At 41.3% G+C, this 14,401-nt stretch carries 12 protein-coding genes; 5 read left to right on the forward strand and 7 right to left on the reverse strand.

The genetic code is table 11. The features are described from left to right. The first annotated feature begins 247 nt into the window (after positions 1-247). The 5 genes from ACTHJT_RS15875 (at position 248) to ACTHJT_RS15895 (ending at position 6,944) form a co-directional block, all read left to right on the forward strand. Positions 248-757 carry an FKBP-type peptidyl-prolyl cis-trans isomerase gene (locus tag ACTHJT_RS15875; protein ID WP_440239986.1) on the forward strand — a complete coding sequence of 170 codons (510 nt, stop codon included), beginning with the start codon at positions 248-250 and terminating at the stop codon, positions 755-757. Between the two features lie 73 nt (positions 758-830). Continuing rightward, complete coding sequence (locus tag ACTHJT_RS15880; RefSeq protein ID WP_440239988.1) at positions 831-1,703, forward strand: porin family protein; 873 nt, start codon at positions 831-833, stop codon at positions 1,701-1,703. Between the two features lie 71 nt (positions 1,704-1,774). After that, positions 1,775-4,423 (forward strand): MGH1-like glycoside hydrolase domain-containing protein, encoded by a 2,649-nt coding sequence (locus ACTHJT_RS15885; RefSeq protein WP_440239990.1) that lies wholly within the window; start codon positions 1,775-1,777, stop codon positions 4,421-4,423. 12 nt (positions 4,424-4,435) lie between these two features. Beyond that, a complete protein-coding gene (locus ACTHJT_RS15890; RefSeq protein WP_440239992.1) occupies positions 4,436-5,278 on the forward strand; it encodes a substrate-binding domain-containing protein in 843 nt (280 codons plus the stop codon). 193 nt (positions 5,279-5,471) lie between these two features. Beyond that, the gene (locus ACTHJT_RS15895; protein ID WP_440239994.1) at positions 5,472-6,944 is read left to right on the forward strand and encodes an OmpA family protein; all 1,473 of its coding nucleotides are present in this window, start codon (positions 5,472-5,474) and stop codon (positions 6,942-6,944) included. Positions 6,945-7,058: 114 nt separating this feature from the next. On the opposite strand, the gene ACTHJT_RS15900 is transcribed toward ACTHJT_RS15895, so the two are convergent. From ACTHJT_RS15900 to ACTHJT_RS15930, 7 genes are all read right to left on the reverse strand, one after another. After that, positions 7,059-8,486 (reverse strand): M48 family metalloprotease, encoded by a 1,428-nt coding sequence (locus ACTHJT_RS15900; protein ID WP_440239996.1) that lies wholly within the window; start codon positions 8,484-8,486, stop codon positions 7,059-7,061. 58 nt (positions 8,487-8,544) lie between these two features. Next, on the reverse strand, positions 8,545-9,765 hold the full coding sequence (locus ACTHJT_RS15905; RefSeq protein WP_440239998.1) for an NAD(P)-dependent oxidoreductase: 1,221 nt from the start codon (positions 9,763-9,765) through the stop codon (positions 8,545-8,547). A gap of 23 nt (positions 9,766-9,788) precedes the next feature. Continuing rightward, positions 9,789-11,477, reverse strand: coding sequence for an ArnT family glycosyltransferase (locus tag ACTHJT_RS15910; protein ID WP_440240000.1), 1,689 nt, complete (start codon positions 11,475-11,477; stop codon positions 9,789-9,791). After that, entirely contained in the window at positions 11,477-12,127 is a 651-nt protein-coding gene (locus tag ACTHJT_RS15915; protein WP_440240002.1) for a phosphatase PAP2 family protein, read from the reverse strand. The genes ACTHJT_RS15910 and ACTHJT_RS15915 overlap by 1 nt, the downstream gene beginning before the upstream one ends. Positions 12,128-12,147: 20 nt before the next feature. Next, positions 12,148-12,345: a hypothetical protein gene (locus ACTHJT_RS15920; RefSeq protein ID WP_440240004.1), complete on the reverse strand. Its 198-nt coding sequence runs from the start codon at positions 12,343-12,345 to the stop codon at positions 12,148-12,150. Between the two features lie 17 nt (positions 12,346-12,362). After that, positions 12,363-13,913, reverse strand: coding sequence for a glutamate--tRNA ligase (gene gltX / locus ACTHJT_RS15925; protein ID WP_440240006.1), 1,551 nt, complete (start codon positions 13,911-13,913; stop codon positions 12,363-12,365). Positions 13,914-14,002: 89 nt separating this feature from the next. Then, positions 14,003-14,383 carry a RidA family protein gene (locus tag ACTHJT_RS15930; RefSeq protein WP_440240008.1) on the reverse strand — a complete coding sequence of 127 codons (381 nt, stop codon included), beginning with the start codon at positions 14,381-14,383 and terminating at the stop codon, positions 14,003-14,005. Between the last annotated feature and the right edge of the window lie 18 nt (positions 14,384-14,401).

The following is a 14,401-nucleotide window of genomic DNA, read 5'->3' on the forward strand; positions in this document are numbered from 1 at the left end:
GATAAAAAACATAAAATCCGCAAAAAATGCTGTTTTTCCTGTTCGGGGAATTTATGCAGCAGAGAAAAATAATTTTGGCCTTTACATACATGCATTAAGCAAAGATAATTATAAAAAAATTGATCAAAAGTATTTGCCATTGCGGCCTGCCATTCTCGAAAAAAGGCCTTATCTTTACATATTAAAATAGGCGCCTGTAGAGATACAAATAAACGTCTTGATCATTCATAAAAATAGAATACAGTTTATGTTAACAGTCTCTGAAAACAAAGTTGTTCGCCTTACATACGAATTAAGCGAAGACAGCACAAAAGATGTCATTATAGAAAAAGTGGATACCGACCAACCGGCAACATTCCTGTTTGGAGTAGGCGGCTTATTGCCTGAATTTGAAGAAAATCTTTTCGGTTTGAAAAAAGGTGATTCTTTCAAATTCTCTATTGCTTCAGACAATGCCTATGGCCCGGTTGATCCGAACGCACTTGTGGATATTCCGAAGGAAGCATTTACGATTGATGGTAAATTACAGGACGATATGCTTAAAGTTGGCAATATCCTGCCGATGAGAGACAATGAAGATAATTTCCTTCAGGGTAGAATCATCGAATTGAGGGATGATGTTGTAATCATGGATTTTAACCACCCATTGGCTGGTAAAGATTTGTATTTCAAGGGTACGATCGTTGATGTACGCGAAGCTACGGCAGACGAAATCAGCCACGGCCACGTACACGGTGAAGGCGGTCACCACCATTAATTTTACATTTAGAGCCTGTAACCATTACAGGCTCTAACTTTTTTAGGGTATGCCCGTATAAATACTTTACTCTATGGACAATCTTTTCAAAAAAATATCTCTGCTGTTTTTTCTTTCAGCAAGCACCGTTTTGGTAGGCTATTCTCAATTTAGTTTTGGCGCAGGTACAACGCTTGGCTTTGGCTATCTGCGTTCTTCAGATCTCAAACAAAGCGGCAAGGTTGTCGAAGATGCTGATCCAAACGTCCAGAATCTGGATTTCAAGGCAAAAGCTACTTTCCAGGTAGGTTTCCAGGGCGTTGTTCAATACCGCTTTGCCCAGCAATGGTGCGTGGTTGCCTCACCAGGTTTCAGACTCTTCCGTTCTACATTCAACAATATTTATATTGAAAATGAAACGGTTTCAAGTACCGACTATATTACGCACAAGGTCATTTCTCTGGCGAAATTCAAATGCACACAACTGCAGCTGCCAATCATCGCTAAATATTATTTCACACCCGACAAGCCTTATTTCGCCACAGGTGGCTTTGCATTTTCGTACAATGCGGGCATGAAAATGTATTCCGAAGAAGATTCCATTACAACCTATTACAGTGGCGACAACATGGTAGCCAGCAATAAAAAAGACATAGAGTTTTCAAAAATCAAAGTAGACGGATACAAGCCTTTCCAGGCGCACCTGGTACTGGGTATCGGCGCTTCTTTGCTAACCGGCTACAGAAGAAACCTGGATGTTGAACTAAGCTATTACGTACCGCTTACCTCATCCCCTTACTATACAACCAATGCCGACTTCACCAATCAATCCCTTACAAATGGTTGGGTATATTCTGCAGATGGCAAAGCTGCGTACGAGCAACAAACCGGAAAAAGCCTGGATCATTACAGAATGCACATGATCACTTTAACCATACGCTACTTATTTTATTCAATCAACAAGTAATTTTTTCTTCATAAAAGCTTCAGACTTTATGAATACATTACCGTAAGCATTAACTAACCGTCCTTTGATTCATGAATATTGAAAAAGAACGCCTGAATAATCTGACATCAAATATTTTATGGAAAAAGTGGGGGCCCTATGTGAGCGACCGTCAATGGGGAACCGTACGCGAAGATTATAGCAGTGATGGTTCTGCCTGGGAATACTTCCCGCATGACATGGCCAGAAGCAGAGCATACCGATGGAGCGAAGACGGTATTGCCGGCATCTCGGATGACCAGCAACATATCTGCTTTGCATTTGCCTTCTGGAACTATAATGACCCGATTATTAAGGAACGCTTTTTCGGCCTGACAGGTAATGAAGGCAATCATGGCGAAGATGTAAAGGAACACTTCTATTACCAGGATAGCACACCTACGCATTCATACATGAAGATGCTTTACAAGTATCCGCATGATGCTTATCCCTATAACCAGCTGGTTTCTGAAAACAAACGCCGTTCCCGCAGCGAAGATGAGTTTGACCTGATCGACTCAGGCGTTTTTGATAATGATAAATACTTTGACATTTATATCGAGTATGCAAAGAATGATTCTGAAGACATACTCGCACGCATAGAAATCATTAACAGGTACCACGAAGACAAAGAATTGGTTGTGCTGCCTACTATATGGTTCAGGAATACCTGGGACTGGGAACTGAATGTTGAAAAGCCTTCCCTGTTTGCCGTTACTGATAATGAGATCCGCCTGACACACCGTGAATTCGGCAACTATAATTTTTATCTGGATCAGAATCCGGAATTACTTTTCTGCGAAAACGAAACAAATACCAAACGGGTATTCGGCGTCGACAACGGGAAATCATTCTTTAAGGATGGTATCAATAATTACTTTACCGAAAATGATAAAACAGCCGTAAATCCGCACCGCACTGGCACCAAGGCAAGCGGCGCCTATCGAATCAATGTAGCTGCAAACAACAACTACATTATCCGGGTGCGCTTAAGCAAAGAAAAAATAGAAAATCCTTTCCAGTATTTTGATGGTATTTTCTTTCAGCGGAAATCAGAAGCCGATATCTTTTACGGAGAACTGCAGCAGCACATCCGTGAAGATGATTTGAAAAATATTCAGCGCCAGGCCTATGCCGGCATGATGTGGGCCAAACAGTATTACAACTTTGACCTTTCCAAATGGCTCGACGGCGATAACAATCAACCGCCTTACATACATGTTGACCCCAACCGCGCGCACGGACGAAATACAACCTGGAGGCACCTGCATTGTTCAGAAGTCATATCCATGCCCGATAAATGGGAGTACCCGTGGTTTGCAGCCTGGGACCTGGCCTTCCATTGCATACCCATCGCCCGTATAGATCCGGTGTTTGCAAAAGAGCAATTGCAATTATTGCTTGATGAAAAACACCTGCACCCAAGCGGACAAATACCAGCCTATGAATGGAGCTTCAGCGATGTGAATCCGCCCGTGCATGCGTGGGCTACGTTGCGCATTTTCCAGATAGACCGTAAGATCCGCTGCGACAAAGGCGACTTCGATTTTCTCGAACAATCATACCATAAACTGTTATTGAACTTTACCTGGTGGGTAAATCAAAAAGACAGGCACGGCAATAACATCTTTGAAGGTGGTTTCTTAGGCCTTGATAACATCGGGATCTTTGACCGCAGCAAACCCCTGCCAACCGGCGGAACCATGGAACAGGCCGATGGTACAGCCTGGATGGCCATGTTCTCGCTCAACATGCTGAAAATATCCCTTGAATTGTCGCTGCACAATCCAAACTATCAAAGCATGGCCTGCAAGTTCTTTGAACATTTCTACTACATCGCTGCAGCCCTGAACAACATTGGGGAAAACGATAATTCATTATGGGATGATGATGAAAAATTCTTCTACGATCTGCTTCATTTACCGAACGGTAAAGTACAGCGTCTGAAAATAAACTCCATGGTGGGGATTATTCCGTTGTTTGCAGTAGAGACGATCATTGCAGAGAGTTATGAAAATCTGCCGGTCTTTAAAAGACAGGTGGATTACTTCATCCGGGAACGCGAAGACCTTACAAAAAATGTTTCCCGCTTAGACGAACCCGGCGATGGAAAACGAAGACTCCTTTCACTGTTAAGAGGCTTCCGCATGAAACAGGTACTGGTGCGTATGCTGGATGAAACCGAATTCTTATCTGATTACGGTATTCGTGCCTTGTCAAAAATACACAAGGACAAACCTTATAAATATCAGCTTGATCACAGAATCTATCAGATCGATTATGAACCCGGCACTTCCACGACTTCGTTGTTTGGCGGTAATTCCAACTGGCGCGGACCAATCTGGTTTCCGGTAAATTATCTGATCATTGAATCCTTGCTGAAATATCATTTGTATTACGGAGATGATTTCAAAATCGAATATCCGACACACAGCGGAAAATATCTGACCATCCGCGATGTGGCCGCACAGCTGGGTATCCGCTTAATGAAGATCTTCAGAAAAGACGAACACGGCAAACGCCCGATCTACAACGATTATCCGAAACTGCAGAACAATCCGGCCTTCAATGAAGAAATATTATTCTACGAATATTTCCACGGCGACAACGGTTCCGGTTTAGGTGCATCGCACCAAACAGGCTGGACAGGCCTGATTGCAGATATGATCTTTAAATTTGGTTACTACGACCAGGAAAATTAATACCCGAATTTCATGAAAATCAGATGTGGCGGTGTGCCCGAACATTTCAATTATCCCTGGCACGTTGCTTCGGAACAGGGCTTCTTCGCAGCTGAAGGCATTGAACTCGAATGGACCGATTATAAAGGCGGCACAGGTGTGATGTGCCAGGACCTGCGCGCAGATGTCATTGATATTGCCACGCTTCTTACTGAAGGTGCGATCGCTGATATTGCCAATGGCAATCCATCCGTTATTGATGCTGTGTATGTATCATCGCCATTGATCTGGGGAATACATACCGCTGCGCAATCCAATCATACCGATCCGAATGCGCCGGGTCCAATCCGCTATGCAGTCAGCAGAATGGGGTCAGGTTCTCACCTGATGGCGTTGGTTGACCGTTTGCAGCGCGGATTGAATTTGTCGGATGCGTCCTGGGAAATCATCCAGAACCTGGATGGTGCACGTGCATCTTTGCAAAAGAACGAGTCTGATTATTTTTTATGGGAAAAGAATATGACCGCTCCCTATGTATACAACGGGGAATTGAGACGCATCGGGGAATGCCCTACCCCATGGCCTTCAGTGGTGATCACAATCAGTAAAGCAGCATTGAAACGTCTTGGTGATTTGAGCGGCATGTACCGGGCACTGCAAAAAGCAGTTCAATACATTCAGCAACTCCCCGATCCGGCACAAAAGATTGCATCTGTATATGATCTGAAAATCGAAGATGCACGCGATTGGTACACACGTATCCGATGGGCCAACAGAGAAGCGTTATCTCAAAAAGATTTTGACTTCACAGCTGATGCTTTGGTCAAAGCCGGCATTCTGAAAGAAGTCCCGGCATACAAAACAATCTGCAGCTGATTATAACTACATAATAAACACTCCGGAATTGAATCCGACGATGCTGATGAACGCATGCAGATTTCAATACTCCGAACGTTCATTATTCATCTCTTTGAATTTTAAGAATTCAATACGGACAGAATTATTTTAGTGGCATACACTAAATTTATTCCGGACTCCGTTTTAGCTTTGAATTTTAAAGATAAAATAGATGAAAAAACTATTTTTAAGTGGCTCCTTTTTAGTCCTGCTATACATAACCGGAATCGCACAAACAACAACTATTCTCTTTGACAAGGATGCGTATGCAATTACTCCGGAAGCAAAAACAAAACTGGATTCATTGATCCGAATAATAAAAAACTTAAGTCCGCATCAGGAAATCTGTTTGGTTGGCCACACCGACAGTGATGCTGATGAAACCTATAACAAAACACTTTCATTAAACAGGGCTACGAGTGTAAAAGATTATTTTCTATCAAACGGTATCAGCAACAGAATTCATATTGAATCTAAAGGCGAATCGAAGCTTACCAACAAGGATGTAACAGATGCTGAAAAAGCATTAAACAGACGTGTTCAAATCATCCAGGATTATAAATCCAGCAATACCATTTTTTCAAGTACAACAAAAGAAGTACAGCGATTTGAAATTAATCCAAACCGGGATACGCTTCTTACTTGTAAAGAAGGAACCAAAATTTATATTGATGACTTAATCTTTGAAAATACCAATGCTTCAGAGCCGGTCATTATTCAGGTACAGGAATATCTTACCAAATCTGATTTTGTGCTGGCCAATCTCACGACAACGCATACAGACGGCAGGATGATTGAATCACGCGGTATGATCTACATGGAAGCATTTCAGAACAATAAATCCTTACAAATAAAAGAAGGTAAAACCATTGGTATACTTTTTAAAGACCGGAAGCAGAGTGATGGTACAGAATTATTTCTCGGTACGAGCCACAACAATAATATTGTCTGGAACCAGAATCAAACGAATCAAACATTTATCAATAACGTAACTACTGATCGATTTATATCAGGCTATTCAACAGCCCGGCGTGAACATTCTTCTAAGAAGAAACGGAAGAAGAAAAAGAAAAACAGTTCTGATTTCTCTACCAATTATGCGATCTATCAACGTTCGCGCTACGATACAATCAATGGCATGCCCTGTAAGATCGTGCAGAAATATGCGAAGCAAAAATACACCACTGATACTTTGTATATTGCCAACGATCCGAAATTGCTGAAAGAATACCAGGAATATATTGCCATGCGCCAACAATGGGAATATCAGGCTCAAGTCAAAAAAGACATGGATATTTTAATGCTGTCGAGCCCCAAATTAGGTTGGATCAACTGCGATAAGTTTTATGAGAATACCGGACCGTTCATTGATATTGTTGTCGAATACCAGGAACCATTTGTTCCGTCTGTTGTCCTTGCCTTCAAAAATATAAACTCTGTATTGCCCAGCTCCTATAGAATTGACAATAAAATTATTTTCAAAAACGTTCCTGAAAATACCCCCTTTGATATTATTGGATTGTATAATGCCAATGGCACTACGTTTCTTTCTCAAAAATCATCCGTTGCAAGAGAAGCCGCAGAAACAATCTCTTTCATAAAAGTATCTCCCGGACAGTTAAAAGAAGCGCTCAAAAATCTTTAGATGTTTTTTACAAAATCATTAATCAGTAATAATATATCTCTGTACACAATCAAAAAATAAAGGTCTTATGGAATGTATTCATAAGACCTTTTACTTTATACAATTTAACTGTGATTATTCTTTATACAGCACAAGCGGTATGCGGTTAAATACTTTTACATACTTACCTTCATTCCTGACTACATCTTCCGGTTTCACATTATTCAACACACACAACACGCCTATCTCTGTAGTATCCTTGCTTGTCGTATAAGCACTCATTTTCTGATCATGTACTTCCTTTTTTAAGTCGATCGTTTTATAATATATTTTTTCAAGATCTGTATGAGTAATCGCTCTGGTAGAATTGAAACATGCCAGCACTGCTTTATTATCCTGTCCTGCTTCATACACACTTATAAATTTCAGGATGTATTTTTTACCCGGTAGTTGAATCCAGAGCATTTCACAATTCTTTGCTTTGGATTCAACATATACCGACATGCGTATGGCTTTTAATCCATTGATCGAAGAAGAGTCAACCGTAACGCTATAAGAAGGATTGATCTTAGAACGCGCCTGTTTGGCGAGTGCTTCTACCGTTGTAGACGAAGAATCGCAGCTTAAGGCGATGCACTGCTTTTGATCCTTTGAAATAGACACCACGTTCTGGTTTGTGACCTCCATCAGCCAGTCTTTCGGAAACTGCACCTGGTATCTGATCAATGGGTGTGTATACAGATTGGATTGTGCAATACCGTATTTCGGATTTTGTCCATACAATAAATTATCTATCGCAAGAATGGAGGTTCCGGAAACACCGGCTCCTCTTTGGTATCCTTTCTTTTGCAGATACTCTGTTAAATACGCCACACGGTCAACCGTCATCGGGTGATCAATATTGGCAGTCTTTACCATCTTCTCATTGGTAATGTATTCAACATAAGCATCCAAACGTTCCAATGCAGTAACCAACCCGTAAGGGTCGAAACCTGCTTTCAATGCAATATCCACACCCGATATATCGGCAGCTTTTTCCTGTGAACGACTGAAGGCCGCAACGCCGAGATTGGAGGGCAGTTCAATCGGCATATTTAATAAGCTTCCTACCTGTGGATCTGTCAATGCTCCTACCACATTTGCAGGTAACTGCAACAATGTGGGAATAATTACTACTTCCAGTTTTTTTCTGGGGTGGTGTTTCACCACATGCGAAAGTTCATGTGCCATCACACCTGCCAGTTCATCCCGGGTATTGATAATGCTTAATAAGCCGCGCGTTACATAAACGTAACCGCCCATGGTAGCAAAAGCATTCGGTTCCGGAGTATCCACTAAAAAATAGGTCAGCGGTTTAGGAAACGGAAGCTGCTTCTCCAACGCCCGGCCGATGCTTGTTACTTCCTGAAGCAAGGCTTCGTTGGTATAAATACCATAGGTATTTTTTACCATCTCAAATGTTTTGACTCCGGCTTTGTCTTCCATTGTCTTTTGTTCCTGCGCAAAAAGAGGCACGCTTAACAACACCATAGCTATGCTGTTAAAAACAATTCTTCTGATCATAAATATTTCATTGGGGTTCCGTACAAATATGCACGAATCAGAGCAAACTACAAAGAGATTATTTGCCTTCTGAATACTCTTTCAGATATTCAAACTGAGGACCAAGCTTGCCATTTATCGTTAGGGCACAACGTTGAATCAACGCTCCGTATGGCTGCTGCACCAGATCAGGAATAACATTTTTAATAAGCTGATTTCCGAAATCTTCTGATGCACTGCGAGGCACTTCACATGGCAGGTTATCAATTGCCATTACCGTAATATTACGCGGATCAGAAAAAGGTGCTTCAATATCCTTGGTAAACGGGTTGAAATCATATGCCGGATCAAAGATGTTCGTAGACTTAACCGTAGATGGAATAGAACCATTGATGTCACAGGTGATATCTGAGATCAGACGGATAGAAAAATCGCTGCGTTTAATATCTTCGGTTGTAAACAATTTCGGCGCCCGCTGATCCCAAAAAGCACCGGCAATCAGGATATCAGCAGCTTTAGCAAAACGAAGAAATGTTGATTCATAAACTTCAGGATGTTCATGAAAATGCTCACTGTTCCATGCCGCGCCTGCATCAAACATTCTCCTGTTATAATCAGCAGAAGTAACTTGCGTATAAACAGGTTTGCTGTATGTCTTCTTCAGAAAATCTTCTGCAGAAACTTTTTCAATCTGCATTTCCTTCAAAATCATTTCTGCTCCGTTACCTACTCTGCCGCCGCCGGTTAATACAATCTTCAATGGTGGTATAAATACTTTCCTCAATTCCTGCTTCAACTCACCGATATCATAACACTTGTATGCAGGTTTCAGGTCGAATAACTTATACTTCCTGCCCAGCAAAAGGAACGTATTATACGCACCAACAATACCCGCAAAATATCCGAAGGCAATCACACGCTTTTCCTGTGTGTCACGCAACGCCTCATAATCAATCATTGTAATTCTTTTTTCAACGATTGACTGCAGCAGCTTTTGATTGTGGGGTTGTAGTTTTATGGTATGCGAAAAGAATAGATAGGTTTTATCCGGAATTAATTGGTGAATGGGAACTTCCTTGATTCCTAACAGAATGTCACAATCGCTCATGTCTTCCTGTAACGGAATGCCGGCAGCCAGATATTCTTTATTGGTAATACAACGCACATCGCTGGGCTGCACAACGATTTTCACGTGCGGATAGGCAGCAACAATTCCGGCACACTGATACGGTAACAAAGGCACCCGTCTGTCTGAGGGCACTTTTCCTTCCCGTATAATACCGACCTTAATTGCTTTCATTGCTGATTATACGTTGAAAAAGATTATTCGTTTATTTTTGAGCCTTTCTCTCTCTTATAAAACAAATACCCGTATTGACCGCCAATCTTTTTAAAGAGCGGATGCTTTGACAAAAACTCTCCGCGGTCTACTTTAGTTACCAGATATACATCCCTGTCTACATCTCCATTCAGCAGCCATTCAATATCCCTGGACTTTGGATTTGTTACCGGAGCCTTATCTGTATAATATAAATGCGCGTAACTTTTAAAATCGAATACTTCTACATATGCAGGTTTCGCATCGCGATCTTGAAAGCTTTCATAGAAATTAATTACTTCGCCTTGTATATATACTTCTATTTTAGGCAGGAATAATGGCAATACGGTTTCATGAAAAAGTATTATTGAGAAGAACAGCAATACAATTCCCCGTACAATTTCTTTTTTCATATAATAAATGGCTGCCAGGAACATCAGTAAATATGCGGCTCCGGCTAGGGATTCCCAACCGCTCCATTTGACAGGTGCCAGGAAATTTGCTGCCGCAAACGGATCCTTGATATATGGCGTGATTTCAAACATCCTGCCTTCATAATGTTTTACAAGCAACGGGAACGCAATTAATGCAAAGCCTATAATCAGGCCTGTAATTACAATAGCAAGGAACAGGAAAAGATTCATATTTCTTTTTCCGTTCAGCAAACGCTCAACACCTGTTGCGGCCAGGTATGACAAAGGAAAATAACAGAACGAAGAATAGTGGAAGATCTTTGTTTTAACAATGCTGAATAAAATCAATACTACTGTAAATGCGATCACAGACCATAACCTGAATTGTTTGCGCACCTCTTTATCATCAGCATCATTCTTAAAGCCAAGAAACGCGAAGTAAGACATCGGGAAGCAACCAAACAGGATGACCAGTACATGGTAATAGAACGGACCGCCATGCCCTGCATCCTGTGTTTGAAATAAACGGATCTGATATGTGATGAATTCCTGCAGGAAGAACGGGCCGCTTGTGACAAGCTCATAACCAAACCATGCAACGGATACAACGCCTACTGTAACAAAGAATATCAACCACTCTTTAAAATTCAGTACCCAGAATTTACGTTTCACAATCATGTACACACCTACGGTAAGTAAAATATCCAGCAGGCCTACAGGGCCCTTTGTTAATACGGCCATGCCGGAGAAGAAACCTGCGTAACAGGCAAACCACAAACGTTCTTTCGCTTGTGCTGCATCCAATGCAGTTAATCGGTATACAAACCAGAGCGAAACAAAAATGAATAAGTTAAATACCGGATCGATGATTCCTGTTCTGAAATAAAAATGCGGTAATACAGAACCTGCATAGGTTAGCATCCAGATCCAGGCGAACTTTCTGTTCTCCAGTTTACGGCCCATCGCATACAACGTAAGCATAGTTGCGATACCCGTTAACGCATTTGGTAAACGCGAAGCAAATTCATTTACGCCGAAGATTTTCATGCAGATCACCTGCAACCAGAAGAAGAATGGAGGCTTCTCCCAGAATGTTTCGTAATTGATCTGTACGTGCGTGTAATCGCCGCTCATGATCATTTCACGCGATGCTTCTGCAAAATTAATTTCATCCCAGTCGAACAAATGAACGGATCCTATAAAAGGAATAAATAGAATCGCAGAAATAAGAATGATCAGTATTCTGTCTGTTCGAAAAGATGTATCGGTTAATACATTCATTATCGTATCTGAATTAGTGGTTTATCTAGATTAGGGTTTGAAAGAAAATGTTTCTTTTCAAAATAATATAAAAGTATAAACGAGCCCAGGGTGCCGATCATTGCACCCACATAAATATCCCGCAGGAAGTGCTGCAGCAAATACACTCTTGAAATCCCCGCCAGCAACGCAATCACAAAAAATACATATTGCAGAAACTTATTAGGATGAAAAAAAGAGAACAGGAAGAACATGCAGAAAGCCTGCGTAGTATGCCCGGAAGGAAAGCTGTTCGACGTATGAATTTCCAGGCCGTCTACAAAATGGAGCTTGACATCTTTCAGAAAAACAGACGGACGGTGTTCCAGGGGAAACACAAACAACTTCAGAATTTGAGTAACGGCAGAAACGGCTAATAAAATAATTGCGGTAAAAAGCCCTTTGCGAATATTTACAAACAGAATAATACCGGTTATAACAATGACGGCAAAAATGCCATCACCAAAATAAGTTGCCCAGTAAAAAAAATTATCAAGATAATTCGTATGAAAGGTATTCAGCCAGATTTCGAATTCGCCTTTAGCAGTGAGCAGCAGCACAAAGCCCGGAACTACTAAATAAAATACAAACAAGAGCATGAATATACTTGTTTGCTGCAGAATAGCTTTCACACGAATGATTTTTGTAGTACTTATTTAGAATCTGATAAATCATCTCTGTCCCGCAGTTTTTTATCATCAACGGTTTTATTCAGAAACTCATTTATCTTATCAATATCATAATTTGTTTTGATCTCGCCGAAAGTATTTACCTTAATATTTAAACCTTCAAGTTCTTTAGAAACTTTAGGCTTTGAAGCTTCAACATCGGTCTTTTTCTTTCTAGGCATAACTCAATACAGTTAAATTATGAATTTACTTTTTCACCAAGGGTACTTAAAGCAAACTGCATTCTTTTCACAGCTTCTTCTTTTCCAATGATCTCAATGAATTGCATCAGATCCGGGCCAGCGCCAACGCCTGTCAATGCCAGGCGAAGTGCCTGCATGATCTTTCCGATTTTAATATCTGCTTTTTCCAATACTTCATGCAGAATATGTTTTACACCATCTGCATTGAATGCGCCGGAGTAAGCAGCTAACGCATCTTTGTATAAGGTGATGACAGTAATAGCTTCAGCATTCCATTTGGTTGAAGCAACTTTTTCGTCAAACGTTTTTGGTGCCTCAAAAAAGAACTGTCCTTCGATCCAGAAATCTTTTGCAAAGGTTAAGCGTTCTTTCAGTAGCTGCGCAATCATCGGAAGTTTCTCAACATCATACGAAGCTTTATGCGCGTCAGCTTGCTGCTTCAATAATGTTGTCAATGTTGCATCCGGTAACTGACGCATGTATTGCTGGTTATACCATTTCGCTTTATTGATATCGAACTTGGTTCCTGATTTACCGATACGCTCAACGCTGAACGCTTCGATCAGTTCATCCATGGTAAACAGTTCCTGCTGTGTACCCGGGTTCCAGCCAAGGAATGCCAGGAAGTTTGTTGTTGCTTCCTGTAAATATCCCTGTTCTCTGAAACCCATCCAGATGTCGCCCGATGCCGGATCTTTCCAGTCTAGCGGAAACACCGGGAAACCTGCTGCATCTGCATCACGCTTGCTTAATTTTCCATTACCATCCGGTTTTAACAACAACGGTAAATGCGCGAACTGCGGCATGGTATCTTCCCAGCCTAAGAAACGGTAAAGCAACACGTGCAGCGGTGCCGATGGCAACCATTCTTCTCCACGTATTACGTGGGTGATCTCCATCAGATGATCATCTACTATATTTGCCAAATGGTATGTCGGCATACCGTCTGACTTAAGTAATACTTTATCATCAATGGTTGAAGAGTGTACCACTACCCAACCACGGATCATGTCATTCAACCGAATCTCTTCCTTGCGCGGTACTTTCAAGCGGATTACATACTCATCGCCTGCATCCAGACGTCTCTTTACTTCATCTTCCGGTAAGGTTAATGAGTTGTTCATCTGCATACGCGTTACCATGTTGTAAGAAGGTGAAGCCACTTTAGCGGCTTTCAAACGTTCTTTCATGGCATCCAATTCTTCTGCTGTATCAAATGCATAATACGCATTGCCTTCCGCAATCAGCTTTTCTGCATACTGGCGATACATTGGTTTACGTTCCGACTGTTTGTACGGCGCATGCGGACCGCCTACACCAGCACCTTCATCAATTTGTATGCCTACCCATGCAAGTGCTTCCTGTATATATGCTTCTGCCCCCGGAACAAAACGGTTTTGATCTGTATCTTCGATACGGAGTAACATCTTCCCACCCATTTTACGGGCAAATAAATAATTGTACAAGGCAGTACGGACACCACCTATATGTAAAGGCCCCGTTGGTGAAGGAGCAAAACGAACACGAACTTGTTTATTATCTGACATGAAATTTTATTTTAAAATAAATTCCAAATTCCAAAACACAAATTCCAAACAGCGCATTTTGGGATTTGGAATTTGTCTTTTGAGATTTTCTATTTAACAGCGATGCAGCTTATTTCAACATTTACATCTCTTGGTAAACGGGCAACTTCAACGGTTTCTCTTGCCGGCTTTCCTTCGCCGACATATTGACCATACACTTCATTGATCGCAGCAAAGTTATTCAGGTCTTTAACAAAGATGGAGCACTTTACAATATCTGAAAAGTTATAACCCGCCTCAGTCAGGATCGCTTCGATGTTTTTCATTACCCGATGCGTCTCATTCTGAATAGAATCTGTAATTAAATTTCCTGATAACGGATCAAAGGCTACTTGTCCGGAAACATATAATGTTGTTCCGGCTAAAATTGCCTGGCTATATGGACCAATCGGAGCTGGTGCGTTCGTGGTATTGATTATTTTCTTTGTCATTACGGTAATTTCTGAAAG

This window comes from Cytophaga sp. (assembly GCF_051961495.1).
Classification (GTDB): Bacteria; Bacteroidota; Bacteroidia; order Cytophagales; family Cytophagaceae; genus Cytophaga.